This window comes from Pseudomonas sp. MF08831 (genome assembly GCF_059862645.1).
Genome location: NZ_JCBCUX010000012.1, coordinates 165040 through 184021 on the forward strand (window position 1 = coordinate 165040; position 18982 = coordinate 184021).

The following is an 18982-nucleotide window of genomic DNA, read 5'->3' on the forward strand; positions in this document are numbered from 1 at the left end:
GGTAGCTCATGCCCAATCGCGCCCCTCTCGACGCCAAGACCGCCCGCTGGCTCCCCTGGGTGGTGGCGATTGCCTTCTTCATGCAGTCGCTGGATGGGACGATTCTCAACACCGCACTTCCGGCCATGGCCCGGGACCTCGCGGAAAACCCGCTGCGCATGCAAGGCGTGGTGATTGCTTACATGCTCACCGTCGCCTTGCTGATCCCGGCCTCGGGTTGGGTCGCCGACCGCTTCGGCACCAAAAAAATCTTCTTTGGCGCGATCATGCTGTTCAGCATTGGCTCGCTGCTGTGTGCCCTGTCCAGCAGCTTGACCATGCTGGTGGGCGCGCGGGTCATCCAGGGCTTGGGCGGCGCGCTGATGCTGCCGGTGGGGCGACTGGTCGTCTTACGCGCTTATCCGCGCTCCGAACTGGTGCGGATCATGGGCTTCATTACCATTCCCGGCCTGCTCGGCCCATTGCTCGGCCCGACCATGGGCGGCTGGATGGTGCAATACCTGACCTGGCACTGGATCTTCCTGATCAACCTGCCGGTGGGCATGATCGGATGCTACGCCGTGTGGAAATTGATCCCCGACTTGCGCGGCAGCGAGCGCACGCGTTTCGACAGCGTGGGGTTCGTGCTGTTTGGCGCGGCGATGGTGCTGATCACCATCGCCATGGAGGGCCTGGGCGAATTGCACTTGCCGCATTTGCGCGTGATGTTGCTGCTGTTCGGCGGGCTGGCGTGCCTGGCGGCGTATTGGCTGCGCGCCGGGCATATCGACAACCCGCTGTTCTCGCCGGTGCTGTTCAAGACGCGCACCTTTGCTGTGGGCATTCTCGGCAACCTGTTCGCCCGCCTGGGCAGCGGCGCATTGCCGTTCCTGGTGCCGCTGCTGTTGCAGGTGGCGCTCGGTTACTCGCCGTCCGAAGCCGGGATGAGCATGCTGCCCCTGGCGGCGGCGGCGATGTTTGCCAAGTCCATCGCCCGGCCGCTGATCGAGCGCCTGGGCTACCGCGTGGTGCTGACCGGCAACACCCTGGCGCTGGGCATCATGCTGGCGAGCATGGGCCTGGTCAGCGAGCAGACGCCCTATCCGCTTCTACTGGTAATGCTGGCGGTGCTGGGTGCGATCAACTCCTTGCAGTTCACCGCAATGAACACCGTCACCCTGATCGACCTCGACGACGCCCAGGCCAGCAGCGGCAACAGTTTGCTCTCGGTGGTGGCGCAGTTGTCCCTGAGCCTTGGGGTGGCGTGCGCCGGTGCGCTGCTGGGTGGTTTCACCGCTGAAGTGGGCAACGATGGGGTCGACACCGTGCTCGGCGCGTTCCAATTGACCTTCGTCACCGTGGGCATCATGGCGATGCTGGCGGCGGCGATCTTCCTGCAATTGTCGCCAAAAGACGGCAAGCGCGTGGTCAGCCGTGAGCACGACATTGAGCATTAGCAGCAGCCGCAAGCGTCAAGCTGTAAGCCTCAAGCCGGCGGCTTGCAGCGCGTAACATGCCGCTGCCCGCCTCCCCTCGTCTAGAACTTGCGAGAAAAACCCCGGCGGGCTGCTACACTGCGCGACATTTTGTTTTGCAGAGCCAGTCCCGTGACTACCATCGCCACCGCTTTTAATACTTTGCCTCTCTCCGCCGCCATGCTGGCTAACCTCGACTCGCTGGGTTATGTCGAGATGACGCAGATCCAGGCGCAAAGCTTGCCGGTGATCCTCAAGGGGCTGGACCTGATTGCCCAGGCCAAGACCGGCAGCGGTAAAACCGCCGCCTTCGGCATCGGCCTGTTGAACCCGATCAACCCGCGCTACTTCGGCTGCCAGGCGCTGGTGATGTGCCCGACGCGTGAGCTGGCCGACCAGGTCGCCAAGGAAATCCGTCGCCTGGCGCGCGCCGAAGACAACATCAAGGTGCTGACCCTGTGCGGCGGCGTGTCCCTCGGCCCGCAGATTGCCTCGCTGGAACACGGCGCCCACGTCATCGTCGGCACACCGGGCCGCATCCAGCAGCACCTGCGCAAGGGTTCGCTGGTGCTGGACGGTTTGAACACACTGATTCTCGACGAAGCTGACCGCATGCTCGACATGGGCTTCTACGACGCCATCGAAGACATCATCAGCAAGACCCCGGCGCGCCGCCAGACCCTGCTGTTCTCGGCCACCTACCCGGTGAGCATCAAGCAGCTGGCGTCCAAGTTCATGCGCGCGCCGCAGCAAGTGAAGGCCGAAGCGTTCCACTCCGACGACCAGATCGAACAGCGCTTCTACGAGATCTCGCCAGAAGAGCGCATGGACGCCGTGACCAAGGTGCTGGCGCATTTCCGCCCGGCCTCGTGCGTGGCGTTCTGCTTCACCAAGCAGCAAGTGCAGGAAACCGTGGATCACCTGACGTCCAAAGGCATTTCCGCCGTCGGCCTGCATGGCGACCTGGAACAGCGCGACCGTGACCAGGTACTGGCGATGTTCGCCAACCGCAGCACCTCGGTGCTGGTCGCCACCGACGTGGCCGCGCGGGGCCTGGACATTGACTCGCTGGACATGGTGATCAACGTCGAACTGGCCCGCGACTCGGAAATCCACATTCACCGCGTAGGCCGTACCGGCCGCGCCGGCGAAACCGGCATCGCCATCAGCCTGGTGGCGCCGTCCGAAGCGCACCGCGCCCAGGCCATCGAGCAACTGCAGAAGTCGCCGCTGAACTGGGACCAGCTGGACAACCTCAAGCCACAAAGCGGCGGCCCGTTGCTGCCGCAGATGAGCACCCTGTGCATCGCCGCTGGCCGTAAAGACAAGGTTCGCCCAGGTGACATTCTCGGCGCATTGACCGGTGAAGCCGGGATTCCGGGTGCCCAGGTCGGGAAAATCGCGATCTTTGACTTCCAGGCCTTTGTGGCCGTGGAACGCGGGATCGCCAAGCAGGCGCTGCAGCGTTTGAATGACGGCAAAATCAAAGGCCGTTCGCTGCGCGTGCGCATCCTGTAAAAAACACCGCGTTCCCATCGAAGGAACCAAATCAATGTGGGAGCCGGGCTTGCCCGCGATGCAGGCGACTCGGTCTGACAGATCGACCGAGTGGGTGCATCGCAAGCAAGCCAGCTCCCCCATTTGATTGCATTTCAGATCAATTTTTTGTGAGGACATTGCTGTGCGCTCGACCGAAGTTGTGATCATTGGCGCCGGCGCCGCAGGCTTGATGTGCGCGCTGACCGCCGCCGGGCGTGGGCGCAAGGTGATGTTGATCGACCACGCGAACAAGGCCGGCAAAAAGATCCTGATGTCCGGCGGTGGCCGCTGCAATTTCACCAACATGTACACCGAGCCGGCCAACTTCCTCTCGCACAACGCGCACTTCTGCAAGTCTGCGCTGGCCCGCTACACCCAGTGGGACTTTATCGGGCTGGTGGCCAAGCATGGCGTGCCGTACCACGAGAAGAAGCTCGGCCAGTTGTTCTGCGATAACAAGTCCAGCGACATCCTCGGCATGCTGCTCGATGAATGCATACAAGCCGGCGTGAGCATGCACCTGGACACGTCGGTTCACGAAATTGCCAAGCTGGAGGCCGGTTATCAGTTGCAAACCACCCTGGGTGAGTTGCGCTGCGAATCCCTGGTAATCGCCACGGGCGGCCTGTCGATTCCGACCCTGGGCGCGACCGGGTTCGGTTATCAGGTAGCCAAGCAGTTCGGCCATGAACTGCTGCCGACCCGCGCAGGGTTGGTGCCGTTTACCATCACCGACCAGCTCAAGGACTTGTGCGGCGAGCTGTCCGGCACCTCGGTGGACTGCCTGGTCAGCTGCAACGACCAGAGCTTTCGCGAGAACATCCTGTTTACGCACCGCGGCCTGAGCGGACCGGCGATCTTGCAGATTTCCTCGTACTGGGAAACCGGCGACACGGTCGAAATCAACCTGCTGCCCGACCACGACGCCCACGCCTGGCTGCAACAGCAACAGGTCGAGCGCCCCAACAGCGAGTTGAAAACCCTGCTGGGTGAGATCTTTACCAAGAAGATGGCCAACCTGCTGGCCGACACCTGGTTTGCGTCCAAACCGATGAAGCAGTACACCCACGCCGAAATCGCTGACATCGCGCAAAAGCTGTCGAGCTGGCAACTGGTGCCGGCGGGCACTGAAGGCTATCGCACGGCCGAAGTAACGCTGGGTGGAGTTGACACGCGGGAAGTGTCGTCCAAGACCATGGAATCGCTGAAAAGCCCTGGGCTCTACTTCATCGGCGAAGTGCTGGATGTGACCGGTCACCTGGGCGGGTTCAACTTCCAGTGGGCCTGGGCGTCGGGCTACGCCGCCGCGCAATACGCCTGACGCCGCTTAAACCTTGAAATGCAAAACCCTGTGGGAGCTGGCTTGCCTGCGCTAGCGGCGTTGGATTTACCATCGCTATCGCAGGCAAGCCAGCTCCCACATTAGATTTGGGGGCGCCTGGAAGTTATTTTGCGCAATTGATGTGATCGCCACGCTTGCCGTGACGTCCTTGATAGCTCAATTTAGCGGCATCGTCCCGGAAGACTCCAGCCTTCATGTCATCGACCTCGTTCAAGCAGTCCATGCGGCGCCTGTGGGCGCTGGATAAATTCAGTTACAGCGTACGGGTGTTCATCGCCCTCACCGGCAGCATGGCGCTGTGCTGGTATCAGGACGAAATGACGCTGCTGATCCCGCTGTTCCTGGGGATTATCGCCAGCGCCCTGGCCGAGACCGATGACAGTTGGCAAGGCCGCCTCAACGCTCTGGCGGTGACGCTGGTGTGTTTCAGCATCGCCGCGCTGTCGGTGGAGCTGCTGTTCCCTTACCCGTGGATTTTCGCGATCGCCCTGGCCCTGGCCAGTTTCTGCCTGACCATGCTGGGTGCGCTGGGCGAACGCTATGGCGCGATTGCTTCGGCGACGCTGATTCTGTCGGTGTACACCATGATTGGTGTGGACCAGCGCGGGGGCGCCGTCTCTGATTTCTGGCACGAACCGCTGCTGCTGGTGGCCGGCGCCGCCTGGTATGGTGTGCTCTCGGTGCTGTGGCAGGCACTGTTTTCCAACCAGCCGGTGCAGCAAAGCCTGGCGCGGTTGTTTCGCGAATTGGGGCGTTATCTCAAGCTCAAATCGTCGCTGTTCGAACCGATCCGCCAGTTGGACGTGGAAGCGCGCCGCCTGGAACTCGCCCAGCAAAACGGGCGCGTTGTAGCAGCGCTGAATGCGGCGAAGGAAATCATCCTGCACCGCGTGGGCAATGGTCGGCCCGGCTCGAAGGTCAGCCGCTACTTGAAGCTGTACTTCCTTGCCCAGGACATCCACGAACGCGCCAGCTCCTCGCACTACCCGTACAACGCACTGGCCGACGCCTTTTTCCACAGCGACGTGCTGTTCCGCTGTCAGCGCCTGTTGCGCCAGCAGGGCAAAGCCTGCGAAACCCTGGGCGAGTCGATCCAGCTGCGCCAGCCATTCATTTATGACGACAGCTTTGCCGAAGCGCTGGGCGACCTGAATGCCTCGCTGGAACACCTGCGCATTCAGAGCAACCCTGCCTGGCGCGGCCTGCTGCGCTCGTTGCGCGCCCTGGCAGCCAACCTGTCGACGCTTGACCGCCTGCTCGGCGACGCCAGCAACCCCGACGCCCTCGCGGACGCCACCGACAGCAACCTGCTGGACCGTGCGCCACGCAACCTCAAGGAAATGTGGACGCGCCTGCGCACGCAACTGACGCCGACCTCGCTGCTGTTCCGCCATGCCTTGCGCCTGGCCCTGGCGCTGACCATTGGCTACGGCACCCTGCATGCGATTCACGCCTCTCAGGGTTATTGGATCATCCTCACCACCCTGTTCGTGTGTCAGCCCAACTATGGCGCCACCCGGCGCAAACTCGGCCAACGGATCATCGGCACGGCCATCGGCCTGACCGTGGCCTGGGCCCTGTTCGACCTGTTCCCAAGCCCGCTGGTGCAATCGCTGTTCGCCATCGCCGCCGGCCTGGTGTTCTTTATCAACCGCACCACCCGCTACACCCTGGCCACGGCGGCGATCACCTTGATGGTGTTGTTCTGCTTCAACCAGGTGGGTGATGGCTACGGGCTGTTCCTGCCACGGCTGTTCGATACGCTGATTGGCAGCCTGATCGCGGGCCTGGCGGTGTTCCTGTTCCTGCCGGACTGGCAAGGCCGGCGCCTGAACAAGGTGCTGGCCAACACCCTGACCTGCAACAGCATCTACCTGCGCCAGATCATGCAGCAATACGCCGCCGGCAAGAGCGACGACCTGGCCTACCGCCTGGCCCGGCGCAACGCGCACAACGCGGATGCGGCGTTGTCCACCACGCTGGCAAACATGCTGATGGAGCCTGGGCACTTTCGCAAAGAGGCTGACGTAGGCTTCCGCTTTTTGGTGCTGTCGCACACCTTGCTCAGCTACCTGTCGGGGCTGGGCGCACACCGGGAAACCCAGCTGCCGGCTGAAGTGCGTGAGCACTTGATCGACGGCGCCGGCAACAGCCTGGCAGCGAGTATCGACGAGATCGCCACGGGGCTGGCCAACAAGCAGCCGATCGCGATTCAAAGCGACGCCGAAGAAGCCCTGGCGGCGGACCTGGAGCAGATGCCGGATGAGATCGATGAGGGGCAGCGGTTGGTGCAGACGCAACTGGCGTTGATCTGCCGGCAGCTGGGGCCGTTGCGCACGCTGGCGGCGCACCTGATCAAGGACACCCGCGCGGCTTAGGCCGCCTTAGCGAGCAAGCCCGCTGCCACACTCGACCGCATTAAAAAGGATGTACGCGGTTAAATGTGGGAGCGGGCTTGCTCGCGAAGAGGCCCGCAAGAACACGACAAACTACATCCCATGCGCCTTCATCAACCGCGCATAACTGCCATCGACCTTCATCTTGGCAATCTCGCGGTCGAAACCGGCAATGATCTGCGCATGCTCGGGGTTCTTCAGGCTGACCAGAATATGCAGGCTGTTTTCACTCAACGGCTGGGGTAAAAACTCCACCGCATTGCGCACACGCGGCGACTCGCGTGCCAGGTAATAGCGGGCGACATACTCGTCTTCCAGCGTCAGCCTCACGCGTTGCGCCGCGAGCATGCGCACGGCCATGGCGAAATTATGCACCGGCACTTTCTGCAACTGCGCATCCTGGTCGAACGCCGCCGAATAGGCATACCCGCGCACCACGGCGATGGGCTCACCGTGCAGCTGTTCCAGGTTCTGATAGTCGATGGGGTCATCCCGGCGCTTGATAAACCGCACGCGGTTGAGCAGGTATTCAGCGGAAAACTGCCCCAGTTGCGTGCGCGCCTCGTCGTACCAGGCATTGACCAACACGTCATAGCGGCCATCACCCACGCCCATCAACGCCCGCGCCCAAGGTACCTGCTCAAAATCACTGGCGTAGCCGGCGCGCGCCAGGGCCGTGCTGACAATGTCGGTGGCCAGCCCACCGTTGATCAATGTCGAATCGGTAAACGGTGGCCAGGCATCCGCTACCAAACGCAGACGTTGTGCGACCGCTGGCGTGGCCAGCAACAACACTCCTATCAAAGCAACGGCACGAGAAAATCGCGGCATGCTTAAAGTCCTTGGCGGGCAGGCAGTGGCCTGATAACAGTAGCTCATCAATGAACCTGCATTGCAGATTACACAAAGAACCGGGCCGCGCTCGCACTGAATGATGGCAAATTGACGCCATTCACAAAAATGCTGAATTTAGACAGTCGTGACCGTCACGCTTACTATCGGCAACAGCCATTAACAAGAGAACACACCATGACGGTTAATTGGGTCTGCAAACACCAGGAAGACTTGGGCAAGGACCAGCTGTACGCCCTTCTGCGCTTGCGCAGCGAGGTCTTTGTTGTTGAACAGCAGTGCGTGTATCCGGACCTCGACGGGCAGGACCTTTCGGGTGATACCCACCACCTGATGGCCTGGAAAGACGACGAGCTGGTGGCCTACCTGCGCCTGCTGGACCCGGAATCCCAGGGCGGTGATGTGGTGATCGGCCGAGTGATCGTCGCGCCAGTGGCACGCGGCACCGGGCTGGGCCATCAAATGATGGAAGAAGCTCTCAAGCGGATTGACGACATCTGGCCTGAAACGCCGATTTTTCTGTCAGCCCAGGCGCATTTGCAGGGGTATTACGGGCGGTACGGGTTTGTGGCGGAGGGTGAGGAATACCTGGAGGACGATATTCCGCACATTGGCATGCGGCGTCAGTGAGCGCGCCATCGCAGGCAAGCCAGCGCCCACATTGAACCGTGTTCACCCTTTGAAACGCGGTCGAATGTGGGAGCGAGCTGCTCGCGAAGGCGTCAGCGCAATAATCGCTACATTCAGGGATAACCCAACACCTGCTTGATCGCCCCCAGATTCGCCTCGATCCACTCGCGGTCAATCGCCCCCCAGCTACGAATCCGGTAGCGCCCGGCATGATTGCGCGCGCCGTCTTCCTGCTCGAACTCACACAGGATGTCCAGGTCGGCCAATGCCGCAATCGTGTCCTGCGCCGTGCGCCGCGGCATCCCGGTGGCGTCGGTCAACGCCGGGACGCTGCTGGCCAGCCCGCTGTCGATCAGGTACGCCACGTACAGGCGGCGATAGAAACTGCTTTTGGTCTTGCTCACGTCCATGCTTGGTCGCCTGGTGAGGTTAGGGCTTGCCCTGCAAGTCGCGATACGTGAGGTACACCCGCAGGTCGAATTCCACCTGATGGTAGCCGGGCATCATGTATTCGCAGAGTTTGTAGAACGCCTTGTTGTGGTCCGATTCCTTGAAGTGCGCCAGTTCGTGCACAACGATCATGCGCAGAAATTCCGGCGCCGCCTCTTTGAACAACGCCGCGATGCGAATCTCTTTCTTGGATTTGAGATTGCCGCCCTGCACCCGCGAAATCGTGGTGTGCAGGCCCAGGGCGCGGTGGGTCAGGTCCAGGCGGTTGTCGAACAGCACTTTGTCGATGGCCGGCGCGTTACGCAGGTGTTCCTGCTTCAAGGCCAGGGCATAGCTGTACAACGCCTTGTCACTTTGCACCGCATGGCGCTCGGGGTAGCGTTGCTCCAGGTAGGCGCCCAATTGATCCTTGGCGATCATCTGGCGCACTTGCTCCTGGAGCGCTGCGGGGTAAGCCTGGAGGTATTTCAGCGCGGTCATGGGGTCTGCAACAGGGTTCGAATGGGCGCCAGTGTAGCGAATTCAAAGCAGACGGGGGTGAGACCAATCGGCCACTTCCTCAGCAATCAAGGGCTGGGCCGCCCATGGCCCCTGGACGAACGAGCAACCATTGGCCTTCAGCCATTGCGCCTGTTCGAGTGTTTCCACGCCTTCGGCGATCACTAACACATCAAAATGCCCGCACAACTGGATGATGCTGCGCGCCATCGCGGCGTCCCGCACCGAACCCGGCAGACGCGCCACCAATTGCGGGTCCAGCTTCAACGTATCGAACTCCAGGTCACGCAGATGGGCCAGCGAACACTGGCCCAACCCGAAGTCATCCAGGGCAATACGCACGCCGATCCGCCGCAACAACTTGAGCTGCTTGTTGGTTTCATCAAGGTTGCTCATCAGGCTGTCTTCACTGATTTCCACCTCCAGCTGCCGCGCCTGCAACCCATGTCGCTCAAGGACCTGCTGCAGTTGGCCGGCCAGGTTGGGCATGTTGAACTGACTGCTGCTCAGGCTCACGCTCAGCACCAGTTCTTCATCGAAGCTGGTTTGCCAGGCCTGACGTTGGGCGGCGACCTGCTGGTAAATCCAGGCGCTCAACTGGCTGATCAGCCGCGCCTCTTCAAGCAACGGCAAAAACAAGCCCGGCGGCACATCGCCGACGCTCGGGTGCTGCCAGCGCAACAACGCTTCGACGCCACGCAAGCGCCCGTCCTCCAGCGAGACCTGGGGCTGGTACACCAAGGTGAAATCCTTGTTTTGAATCGCGGTACGCACGCTGTCTTCAAGCATCAGACGCGAGCGGGCACGGCCGTTCATTTCCTGATCGTAATAGCGATATTGCTGACGCCCCGCACGCTTGGCTTCGTACATGGCGATGTCGGCCGCGCGCAGCAGGCCATTGAGGTCCGAGCCGCAGTCCGGGAAGGTCGCAATGCCAATGCTGACGCCAAGCATCACATCCAAACCGTCGACCTGCTGACACACCGACACGCGTTCGATCAGTTTTTCCGAAATCTTCGCCGCCTGTTCCGGGAATTCCAGCTCCACCAATGCGGTGAACTCATCCCCGCCCATGCGCCCAAGAATGTCGTAGGAACGCAGACACGCCTGCATTTGCTCGGAAACCCAGCGCAGCACCCGGTCTCCCGCGTCGTGGCCCAACGAATCGTTGACCCGCTTGAAGCCGTCGAGGTCCAGGTAGAGCAGCACCAGCGATTGCTCGGTTCGCTCGCTGCGCAGCAACGTGTTTTCCACTGCCTGGTGGAAGCCGCGCCGGTTCAGCAGGCCGGTCAACGGGTCGGTCACCGCCTGGAACTCCAACTGCTGGTGCAGATGGCGCACCTCGGACATGTCCAGCACCGTCACGACCATGGCCTTCTGCTCGGCGGGTAACGGCGCGCAGGACAATGCCACCGGCACCTGCTGGCCGCGACTGGTGCGCAAAATGGCGTCGTGCTGGCGCCATGTCTCACCTTTGCGATACGCCTCGTACATCGCGAACCCCAGCCAGGCCGGCACATGGGGCTTTTGCAGGAAGCTCAAAAAGCTTTCGCCCTGCAACTCGGCCATCGTCGCATTCAGCAGCCGCGAAATGGCCGGGTTGGCGTACTGGATCACACTGCCCTCGCCCACCACCAGAATGCCCTCGGCGGCGTTGTCGAGCACCGAGGCGTTAAAGGCGCGCGCGGACTCCAGGTCATGGCTCAGGCGCTGCAAGGCACGGCGGTTGCGCTGGTGTTCCAGCAACGCCTGCACCTTGGGCTTGAGAATGTGGGGGTCGAAGGGTTTGAACAGGTAATCAATGGCGCCGCTGGCATAGCCTTCCAATACAGAGGCAGGCGACTGGGCATGGGCGGTCAGGAAGATAATTGGCGTCATGCGCGTGCGTTGGCTGCCACGCATCAGGCGCGCAACCTCAAAGCCATCCATGCCGGGCATGCGCACATCCAGCAAGACCAGGTCGACTTCGTGCGCGAGCAGTAACTCCAACGCCTCCAGCCCGGAAGCCGCGGTCATCACGTGCCAATCTTCACGCTGCAAAAGCGCACGCATGCTGATGAGGTTTTCCGGGTAGTCATCAACCACCAGAAGAACCGAACTACCATCGCCGGGGTGTGGAGCGCAATCCATGCTACGTCTCTTCCTTGAAGGGCTGTACCGGTCACTTCTGATATAAAAACCGGACAAACACTGAGGCCTCACTCTAGCCCCGGTTCTAAAAAAGCAGAAGTGACGCGGGTGCCATCATTGCGCCAAAGCTCAGGAAGCCGACTAACGGTCAAGCGCTACAGCCCACGGCCCATGGGAAACATGGCTTTTTGGCACTCCTCTGACGCCAATAAATTGCCAGCAATTGTTTAACAACCGGACGATCACCGCCTATAAAGAACGTGAATGGCCCCCGGGCCAAAGCCTCACCTCTGTAAAAAGGCCAACACCATGATCGACCTTTCCACCTGGAACCTGAGCATTCCGGTCGGCTCGCCGCCCACGACCATCGACACTCCGAAACTGCTTAGCGGCTTCAAGGACCAATATTTCCAGGCCGAAGGCAGCGACGTGCAATTCTGGACACCCGTGACCGGCACGCGCACAGAAAACGCCGTCTACCCGCGCAGCGAATTGCGCGAAACCTATGCCGACGGGCGTCTGCGTAACTGGACTTACCCCGACGCCGACAACTTTCTGCGCGCCACCCTGGCCGTCAACCAGGTGCCCTCGAGCGGCAAAGTAGTCATCGGTCAGATCCACGCCTATGACAGCCAGAAACCCCTGATCAAGCTTGAATATCAATTCAAGGAAAAAACCCAGACCGGCAACATTGTCGCCAAAGTGCGCATGCGCCCGGACGAGGATGAAGGCCGCGTGATTATCGTGGCCTCCAATGTGCCGCTGGAGAAGAGTTTCACCTACGTGATCAACCTCAATAAAGCCGGGCTGCTGACCGTCGAGGCCGCTGACGGCCAGTGGAATGAGCGCATTGGTGCCGCGTGGGGCGCAAAACCGCTGTATTTCAAGGCCGGCGCGTATGTGCAGGACAACAGTGGCAACAGCAAGGAAGGCGCGCGGGTGACGTTTGCGAAGCTGGATATTGATCACGAATGAGTGTCGCCTGATTTCAAGCAGGCCTGGCCCTACGACTCCACGGATTATTCGCGTTTAAACACGCCGCTGATCCCTGTGGGAGCCGGGCTTGCCCGCCATGGCAGACTGTCAGCCAACCCATTCGGTCACTGACACGCCGCGTCGCGGGCAAGCTCGGCACCCACAGGCAATCTGCATTGGCAGGGCAACCCTGCGGCGAATCAGCTCGGCGCAACGCACAAGGGTCAAATCCCGGCCACAAAAAAGCCCGCATCGCTGCGGGCTTTTTGTTTAAACGCCTGAGGCTCAGTTCGCCTTGGCGTTCAACTCACCTTTCAGGTAACGCTGGTACATCGCTTCCAGGGAGATCGGCTTGATCTTCGAAGCATTACCGGCCGTACCGAACGCTTCGTAACGAGCGATACACACGTCACGCATCGCGGTCACAGTGGCACCGAAGAATTTACGTGGGTCAAATTCGCTCGGGTTGGTGGCCATCAGGCGACGCATCGCACCGGTGGACGCCAGACGCAGGTCGGTGTCGATGTTGACCTTGCGCACGCCGTACTTGATGCCTTCGACGATTTCTTCAACCGGCACGCCGTAGGTTTCTTTGATGTCGCCACCGTACTGGTTGATGATCGCCAGCCACTCTTGCGGTACCGAGGAAGAACCGTGCATCACCAGGTGGGTGTTAGGGATGCGTTTGTGGATTTCCTTGATGCGGTCGATCGCCAGCACGTCGCCGGTAGGCGGCTTGGTGAACTTGTAAGCGCCGTGGCTGGTGCCGATGGCGATGGCCAGGGCGTCCACTTGGGTCTTTTTCACGAAGTCAGCGGCTTCTTCCGGGTCGGTCAGCATCTGGCTGTGGTCCAGCACGCCTTCAGCGCCGATGCCGTCTTCTTCGCCGGCCATTCCGGTTTCCAACGAACCCAGGCAGCCCAGCTCGCCTTCAACCGAAACGCCGCAGGCGTGAGCCATGGCCACGGTTTGTTGGGTCACGCGTACGTTGTACTCGTAGTCGGTTGGGGTCTTGCCGTCTTCGCCGAGGGAGCCGTCCATCATCACCGAGCTGAAGCCCAGTTGGATGGAGCGCTGGCACACGTCAGGGCTGGTGCCGTGGTCCTGGTGCATGCACACCGGGATGTGCGGGAATTCTTCGATGGCGGCCAGGATCAGGTGACGCAGGAAAGGGGCACCGGCGTATTTGCGGGCACCGGCCGAAGCCTGAACGATCACTGGGGAGTCGGTCTTGTCAGCGGCTTCCATGATGGCGCGCATCTGCTCAAGGTTGTTGACGTTAAAGGCTGGGACGCCGTAGCCGAACTCGGCTGCGTGGTCCAGCATTTGACGCATGCTGATAAGTGCCATTGTGTTGTCTCTCCCGATCGTGGGTCGTTAATCGTGCAAGCCTGCCGTAGCGGCGGCTGCTATTCAAGTTATTGCAGATCAAGGGGTTAAGGCTTGGCCTGCTGAATCGTTATTGCAGTGACGGACCTGACACAAGCTCCAATTTGAAACCCGATCAATGTGAGAGCTGGCTTGCCTGCGATGGCGATTTGTCTGTCGACATCTTCGGTAACTGACCCACCGTCATCGCGGGCAAGCCCACACCCACATTTGATTTTCATTGGGCTCACTACTGGGCCTTGCAGCCTCGCCCAATCAAATCATCGGTGGCGACCCAGTAAATCAGGCCTTCCTCACCTTTTTGGTGAAACGCCAACTGGTCGTTGCTGTACAGCACGCCCGAGGCAGCAACGTCCTGTTTAAGACGATAAACCTGGTCGGAACCGCCGAGGCGTACATCCACCTCGGAACGCGCCTGGTTGGCAAAGCGCCAGTTGACCTCGGCCTTGCTGTCGCACGTCCAGGTGGTCCACTTGTCGGCCGGCTCTGCCTTGTTGAACATGTTCATGCTGCTGCAGCCGGCCAACAAGGCCAGGGCTGCCAGGGCGAAAACGCCTTTCATTGCCAATCCTCGAACGGCGACCCAAAAGGCCGCCAAAGCTGTCGGTTAGTTGATCAGACCCGTCAAGGGCAACCCTGTTCCTGACCGTTGGGCGCGGCGTCGTATTGCTCAAGCCGCTCGTTGCCGATGCGCTTGTTGATCACCGGCATGGTTTCGGCTTGCCAGTCAGCCTGGTAGCAGCTCTTTTTCTGCGTAGGCGCAGGCTCTGCAGCGGCAGGCTTCGCGCTTGGCGTGCTGCCGCAGCCGGCCAACAGGCCCGCTGCGATCACCAGTGCCAACGACTTGATCATGGGAATACTCCTTTTCCGGATCACGAGCCTTAGCCTTTGGCTCGAGTTTCCAGCACTTCAACGGCCGGCAGCACTTTGCCTTCGACGAATTCGAGGAACGCGCCGCCACCGGTAGAAATGTAGGAGATCTGGTCAGCAACGCCATATTTATCGATGGCCGCCAAGGTATCGCCACCGCCGGCGATGGAGAATGCCGAGCTTTCAGCAATGGCGTGGGCCAGTACTTTGGTGCCGTTGCCGAACTGGTCGAACTCGAACACGCCCACCGGGCCGTTCCACAAAATGGTCTTGGACGACTTCAGCAGTTCAGCGAAGTTGGCTGCGGTTTGCGGGCCGATGTCCAGGATCATGTCGTCGGCGGCCACGTCAGCGATGAGCTTGACGGTGGCTTCGGCGCTTTCAGCGAATTCCTTGGCCACGACTACGTCCACCGGCAGCGGCACGCTGACTTTGGCCGCGATGGCGCGCGCGGTGTCGAGCAGGTCCGGCTCGTACAGGGACTTGCCCACCGGGTGGCCGGCTGCGGCCAGGAAGGTGTTGGCAATGCCGCCGCCGACGATCAACTGGTTGCAGATCTGGCTCAGGCTGTTGAGCACGTCGAGCTTGGTGGAGACTTTGGAACCGGCCACGATGGCCGCCATTGGCTGCGCCGGAGCGCCCAGGGCCTTGCCCAGTGCATCCAGTTCTGCGGCCAGCAGCGGGCCGGCGGCGGCGACTTTGGCGAACTTGGCCACGCCATGGGTCGAACCCTCGGCGCGGTGCGCGGTGCCGAAGGCGTCCATCACGAACACGTCGCACAGGGCCGCGTATTGCTGGGCCAGTTCGTCGCTGTTCTTTTTCTCGCCTTTGTTGAAGCGCACGTTTTCGAACAGCACGATGTCGCCTGGCTTGACGTCAACGCCGCCCAGGTAGTCAGCCACCAGCGGCACGTCGCGGCCCAGGGCCTTGCTCAGGTAGTCGGCTACCGGCTTGAGGCTGTTTTCGGCGGAGAACTCACCTTCGGTCGGACGACCCAGGTGGGAGCAGACCATCACGGCCGCGCCTTTTTCCAGGGCCAGCTTGATGGTCGGCAGCGAGGCCAGGATTCGCGCATCGCTGGTGACAACACCGTCCTTGACTGGGACGTTGAGGTCTTCGCGAATCAGTACGCGCTTACCTTGCAGATCGAGGTCGGTCATCTTCAACACGGTCATGGGTCGCAGTTCCTGAATTACTGTTGAGGTTGTGTGGAGGCGATGTGCAGATAATGTTCGGCAACATCCAGCATTCGGTTGGCAAACCCCCATTCGTTGTCGAACCAAGCCAGGATGTTCACCAGCCTGGGGCCGGAAACGCGGGTCTGGCTGGCATCGACAATCGCCGAATGCGGGTCATGGTTGAAATCGCAACTGGCATGCGGCAACTCGGTGTAGGCCAGCAAACCCTTGAGCGGGCCGCTGGTGGCGGCGTCGCGCAGAATCCGGTTGACCTCCGTCGCGTCAGTGTCGCTGACAGTCTGCATGGTGATGTCCAGGCAAGACACGTTCACCGTCGGCACCCGTACGGCTTTGGCTTGAATTCGCCCGGCAAGTTCCGGTAACAATCTTTCGATACCTCGCGCCAGCCCGGTAGACACCGGAATCACTGACTGGAAAGCCGAACGCGTGCGGCGCAGGTCTTCGTGGTGATAGGCGTCGATGACCGGCTGGTCGTTCATCGCCGAGTGAATCGTGGTGATCGACACATAATCCAGGCCAATCGCCTGATCCAGCAGGCGCAACAGCGGCACGCTGCAGTTGGTGGTGCAGGAGGCGTTGGACACCAGCAGCTCATTGCCGGTCAGGCAATCCTGATTGATGCCGTAGACGATGGTGGCGTCGACATCCGCCTCGCTGGCCATCGGCTGGGAAAACAGCACACGCGGTGCGCCGGCGTCGAGAAAACGCTGGCCATCGGCACGGGTGTGGTAAGCACCGGAGCATTCCAACACCAGGTCGACGCCCAGCGCCGCCCAGTCGATGCCCTCGGGGGTGGCACTGCGCAGGACTTTCACGCAGTCGCCATTGATATGCAGACAGTCGCCTTCAACGCGCACTTCGCCGGGAAACCGGCCATGGGTGGAGTCAAAGCGTGTCAGGTATTCGATGCTGGCCATGTCGGCCAAATCGTTGATCGCGACAATTTCAAACCCGGCCGCCGCCCCTCGCTCAAACAGAGCACGCAAGACGCAACGACCAATGCGGCCGTAGCCGTTGAGTGCAACTTTGTAGGGACGCGGTTGGGGCATGGGGTTCTCGATCAATGTTAGTTCGGTGTTGAATGCTCTGACGCCATCGCGGGCAAGCCCGCTCCCACATTAGACCGCGATCCAAATGTGGGAGCGGGCTTGCCCGCGATAGCGCCAGTGCAGACAACGCAGACTGACTTAGTCTTCCAGCAGCTCTTCAGCCTGACCCAGGATGTTTTCCAGGGTGAAACCGAACTCTTCGAACAACGCTGGCGCCGGCGCCGACTCACCGTAGGTGGTCATGCCGATCACGCGGCCTTCCAGGCCCACGTACTTGTACCAGTAGTCGGCGTGAGCCGCTTCGATGGCAATACGCGCGCTGACCTGCAACGGCAGAACCGATTGCTTGTAGTCGGCGTCCTGGGCTTCGAACAGGCTGGTGCACGGCATGGACACAACGCGCACGTTGCGGCCCTGGGCCGTCAGCTTGTCGTAGGCCTGAACGGTCAGGCCGACTTCGGAACCGGTGGAGATCAGGATCAGCTCCGGCTCGCCAACGCAGTCCTTGAGCACGTAGCCACCACGGCTGATCGCAGCGATCTGCGCGTCGGTACGCACTTGGTGCTGCAGGTTCTGACGCGAGAAGATCAGCGCCGAAGGGCCGTCCTTACGCTCAATGGCGTGTTTCCAGGCCACGGCAGATTCGACCGCGTCGGCTGGGCGCCAGCAATCCAGGTTCGGTGTGGTACGCAGGCTGGTCAGTTGCTCGACCGGCTGGTGCGTCGGGCCGTCTTCGCCCAAACCGATGGAGTCGTGGGTGTACACATGGATCACACGCTTCTTCATCAGCGCGGCCATACGTACGGCGTTGCGCGCGTATTCCATGAACATCAGGAAGGTTGCGCCGTAAGGCACCAGGCCGCCGTGCAGGGACACGCCGTTCATGATGGCGCTCATGCCGAACTCGCGCACGCCGTAGTACATGTAGTTGCCGCTGGCGTCTTCGGCCGAGACACCTTTGCAACCTTTCCACAGGGTCAGGTTGGAACCGGCCAGGTCAGCCGAACCGCCGAGGATTTCAGGCAGCAACGGGCCAAAGGCGTTCAGGGTGTTCTGGCTGGCTTTACGGCTGGCGATGGTCTCGCCCTTGGCCGCCACTTCGGCGATGTAGGCCGAGGCTTTTTCCGAGAAGTCGGCAGGCAGGTCACCGGCCAGGCGGCGTACCAGTTCGTTGGCCAACTCTGGGAATTCGGCGGAGTAGGCCGCAAAACGCTGGTCCCACTCGGCTTCGGTCGCCAGGCCTTTTTCCTTGGCGTTCCACTCGGCATAGATGTCAGCCGGGATTTCGAACGGGCCGTGGTTCCACTTCAGCGCTTCACGGGTCAAGGCGATTTCCGCGTCACCCAGTGGGGCGCCGTGGCAGTCTTCTTTACCTTGCTTGTTCGGCGAGCCGAAACCAATGGTGGTCTTGCAGCAGATCAGGGTCGGCTGCTCGCTCTTGCGGGCGGTGTCGATGGCGGTCTTGATCTCCTCCGGATCGTGGCCGTCGACGTTACGGATCACTTGCCAGTTGTAGGCTTCGAAACGCTTCGGGGTGTCATCGGTGAACCAGCCTTCGACTTCGCCGTCGATGGAGATGCCGTTGTCATCGTAGAAGGCAATCAGCTTGCCCAGGCCCAGGGTACCGGCCAGGGAAGCCACTTCGTGGGAAATGCCTTCCATCATGCAGCCATCACCCATGAACACATAGGTGTGGTGGTCGACGATGTTGTGACCAGGGCGGTTGAACTGCGCGCCCAGGACTTTTTCAGCGAGTGCGAAGCCAACAGCATTGGCCAGGCCCTGGCCCAGCGGACCGGTGGTGGTCTCAACGCCTGGGGTGTAGCCGAATTCCGGGTGACCCGGGGTGCGGCTGTGCAGCTGGCGGAAGCTCTTGAGGTCATCGATGGTGACGTCGTAGCCGGTCAGGTGCAGCAGCGAATAGATCAGCATCGAGCCATGGCCGTTGGACAGCACGAAGCGGTCACGGTCGGCGAACGACGGGTTGCTCGGATTATGTTTCAGGTAGTCACGCCAAAGTACCTCGGCGATATCCGCCATGCCCATCGGGGCACCGGGATGGCCGCTGTTGGCTTTTTGCACGGCATCCATGCTGAGGGCACGAATGGCGTTGGCACGCTCACGACGGCTGGGCATCGCTGATCTCCTGGGGTTGCTTAAAAGAAACGGAAAAAAGGATCGGCATTTTCCCTCAGCCACCGCCTGCGGG

At 61.2% G+C, this 18982-nt stretch carries 16 protein-coding genes; 6 read left to right on the top strand and 10 right to left on the bottom strand.

Translation table 11 applies throughout. The features are described from left to right. Window positions 1-8 precede the first annotated feature (8 nt). The 4 genes from mdtD to yccS all read left to right on the top strand — a co-directional run bounded on the left by mdtD (window position 9) and on the right by yccS (window position 6713). Window positions 9-1436 carry a multidrug transporter subunit MdtD gene (gene mdtD, locus AC19YS_RS23130; protein WP_119737527.1) on the top strand — a complete coding sequence of 476 codons (1428 nt, stop codon included), beginning with the start codon at window positions 9-11 and terminating at the stop codon, window positions 1434-1436. Window positions 1437-1634: 198 nt separating this feature from the next. Next, window positions 1635-2972: an ATP-dependent RNA helicase DbpA gene (gene dbpA / locus AC19YS_RS23135; protein WP_234452441.1), complete on the top strand. Its 1338-nt coding sequence runs from the start codon at window positions 1635-1637 to the stop codon at window positions 2970-2972. Window positions 2973-3135: 163 nt separating this feature from the next. After that, window positions 3136-4314: a BaiN/RdsA family NAD(P)/FAD-dependent oxidoreductase gene (locus tag AC19YS_RS23140; protein WP_500602730.1), complete on the top strand. Its 1179-nt coding sequence runs from the start codon at window positions 3136-3138 to the stop codon at window positions 4312-4314. A gap of 215 nt (window positions 4315-4529) precedes the next feature. Then, the gene (gene yccS / locus AC19YS_RS23145; RefSeq protein ID WP_106575617.1) at window positions 4530-6713 is read left to right on the top strand and encodes a YccS family putative transporter; all 2184 of its coding nucleotides are present in this window, start codon (window positions 4530-4532) and stop codon (window positions 6711-6713) included. A gap of 111 nt (window positions 6714-6824) precedes the next feature. Here yccS and AC19YS_RS23150 read toward each other — a convergent pair whose 3' ends face one another. Further along, window positions 6825-7562, bottom strand: a complete 738-nt coding sequence (locus AC19YS_RS23150; RefSeq protein ID WP_179609937.1) for a substrate-binding periplasmic protein — start codon at window positions 7560-7562, stop codon at window positions 6825-6827. Window positions 7563-7760: 198 nt separating this feature from the next. Here AC19YS_RS23150 and AC19YS_RS23155 point away from each other — a divergent pair, with 198 nt between their 5' ends. Then, on the top strand, window positions 7761-8213 hold the full coding sequence (locus AC19YS_RS23155) for a GNAT family N-acetyltransferase (RefSeq protein WP_106575619.1): 453 nt from the start codon (window positions 7761-7763) through the stop codon (window positions 8211-8213). Between the two features lie 113 nt (window positions 8214-8326). Here AC19YS_RS23155 and AC19YS_RS23160 read toward each other — a convergent pair whose 3' ends face one another. The 3 genes from AC19YS_RS23160 to AC19YS_RS23170 are packed head-to-tail and all read right to left on the bottom strand — an operon-like array spanning window position 8327 to window position 11291. Beyond that, window positions 8327-8623, bottom strand: a complete 297-nt coding sequence (locus AC19YS_RS23160) for a winged helix-turn-helix domain-containing protein (RefSeq protein ID WP_500602731.1) — start codon at window positions 8621-8623, stop codon at window positions 8327-8329. A gap of 19 nt (window positions 8624-8642) precedes the next feature. Then, window positions 8643-9143, bottom strand: a complete 501-nt coding sequence (locus AC19YS_RS23165; RefSeq protein ID WP_094949103.1) for a M48 metallopeptidase family protein — start codon at window positions 9141-9143, stop codon at window positions 8643-8645. A 42-nt stretch (window positions 9144-9185) separates the two neighbouring features. Beyond that, window positions 9186-11291 (bottom strand): putative bifunctional diguanylate cyclase/phosphodiesterase, encoded by a 2106-nt coding sequence (locus tag AC19YS_RS23170; RefSeq protein ID WP_106575622.1) that lies wholly within the window; start codon window positions 11289-11291, stop codon window positions 9186-9188. 309 nt (window positions 11292-11600) lie between these two features. On the opposite strand from AC19YS_RS23170, the gene AC19YS_RS23175 reads away from it, so the two are divergent. Beyond that, entirely contained in the window at window positions 11601-12266 is a 666-nt protein-coding gene (locus AC19YS_RS23175) for a polysaccharide lyase family 7 protein (protein WP_106576070.1), read from the top strand. Window positions 12267-12551: 285 nt separating this feature from the next. On the opposite strand, the gene fba is transcribed toward AC19YS_RS23175, so the two are convergent. The 6 genes from fba to tkt form a co-directional block, all read right to left on the bottom strand. Continuing rightward, window positions 12552-13616: a class II fructose-bisphosphate aldolase gene (gene fba / locus AC19YS_RS23180; RefSeq protein ID WP_500602732.1), complete on the bottom strand. Its 1065-nt coding sequence runs from the start codon at window positions 13614-13616 to the stop codon at window positions 12552-12554. Window positions 13617-13884: 268 nt separating this feature from the next. Continuing rightward, window positions 13885-14217 carry an MliC family protein gene (locus AC19YS_RS23185; protein ID WP_119737525.1) on the bottom strand — a complete coding sequence of 111 codons (333 nt, stop codon included), beginning with the start codon at window positions 14215-14217 and terminating at the stop codon, window positions 13885-13887. 62 nt (window positions 14218-14279) lie between these two features. After that, window positions 14280-14507 carry a hypothetical protein gene (locus AC19YS_RS23190; RefSeq protein WP_106575624.1) on the bottom strand — a complete coding sequence of 76 codons (228 nt, stop codon included), beginning with the start codon at window positions 14505-14507 and terminating at the stop codon, window positions 14280-14282. A gap of 29 nt (window positions 14508-14536) precedes the next feature. Next, the gene (locus AC19YS_RS23195; RefSeq protein WP_106575625.1) at window positions 14537-15700 is read right to left on the bottom strand and encodes a phosphoglycerate kinase; all 1164 of its coding nucleotides are present in this window, start codon (window positions 15698-15700) and stop codon (window positions 14537-14539) included. 17 nt (window positions 15701-15717) lie between these two features. Then, window positions 15718-16773, bottom strand: coding sequence for an erythrose-4-phosphate dehydrogenase (epd, locus tag AC19YS_RS23200; RefSeq protein WP_106575626.1), 1056 nt, complete (start codon window positions 16771-16773; stop codon window positions 15718-15720). A gap of 138 nt (window positions 16774-16911) precedes the next feature. Continuing rightward, window positions 16912-18909 (bottom strand): transketolase, encoded by a 1998-nt coding sequence (gene tkt / locus AC19YS_RS23205; RefSeq protein WP_500602733.1) that lies wholly within the window; start codon window positions 18907-18909, stop codon window positions 16912-16914. Between the last annotated feature and the right edge of the window lie 73 nt (window positions 18910-18982).

What these genes read in the sequence shown, in the direction of transcription:
- AC19YS_RS23175 (WP_106576070.1), top strand. Translation starts at nt 11,601, where the DNA reads ATGATCGACCTTTCCACCTGGAACCTGAGCATTCCGGTCGGCTCGCCG.
- AC19YS_RS23195 (WP_106575625.1), bottom strand. Translation starts at nt 15,700, where the DNA reads ATGACCGTGTTGAAGATGACCGACCTCGATCTGCAAGGTAAGCGCGTA.
- tkt (WP_500602733.1), bottom strand. Translation starts at nt 18,909, where the DNA reads ATGCCCAGCCGTCGTGAGCGTGCCAACGCCATTCGTGCCCTCAGCATG.
- epd (WP_106575626.1), bottom strand. Translation starts at nt 16,773, where the DNA reads ATGCCCCAACCGCGTCCCTACAAAGTTGCACTCAACGGCTACGGCCGC.
- AC19YS_RS23185 (WP_119737525.1), bottom strand. Translation starts at nt 14,217, where the DNA reads ATGAAAGGCGTTTTCGCCCTGGCAGCCCTGGCCTTGTTGGCCGGCTGC.
- AC19YS_RS23150 (WP_179609937.1), bottom strand. Translation starts at nt 7,562, where the DNA reads ATGCCGCGATTTTCTCGTGCCGTTGCTTTGATAGGAGTGTTGTTGCTG.
- AC19YS_RS23160 (WP_500602731.1), bottom strand. Translation starts at nt 8,623, where the DNA reads ATGGACGTGAGCAAGACCAAAAGCAGTTTCTATCGCCGCCTGTACGTG.
- mdtD (WP_119737527.1), top strand. Translation starts at nt 9, where the DNA reads ATGCCCAATCGCGCCCCTCTCGACGCCAAGACCGCCCGCTGGCTCCCC.
- fba (WP_500602732.1), bottom strand. Translation starts at nt 13,616, where the DNA reads ATGGCACTTATCAGCATGCGTCAAATGCTGGACCACGCAGCCGAGTTC.
- dbpA (WP_234452441.1), top strand. Translation starts at nt 1,635, where the DNA reads ATGCTGGCTAACCTCGACTCGCTGGGTTATGTCGAGATGACGCAGATC.
- AC19YS_RS23190 (WP_106575624.1), bottom strand. Translation starts at nt 14,507, where the DNA reads ATGATCAAGTCGTTGGCACTGGTGATCGCAGCGGGCCTGTTGGCCGGC.
- AC19YS_RS23155 (WP_106575619.1), top strand. Translation starts at nt 7,761, where the DNA reads ATGACGGTTAATTGGGTCTGCAAACACCAGGAAGACTTGGGCAAGGAC.
- AC19YS_RS23170 (WP_106575622.1), bottom strand. Translation starts at nt 11,291, where the DNA reads ATGGATTGCGCTCCACACCCCGGCGATGGTAGTTCGGTTCTTCTGGTG.
- AC19YS_RS23165 (WP_094949103.1), bottom strand. Translation starts at nt 9,143, where the DNA reads ATGACCGCGCTGAAATACCTCCAGGCTTACCCCGCAGCGCTCCAGGAG.
- yccS (WP_106575617.1), top strand. Translation starts at nt 4,530, where the DNA reads ATGTCATCGACCTCGTTCAAGCAGTCCATGCGGCGCCTGTGGGCGCTG.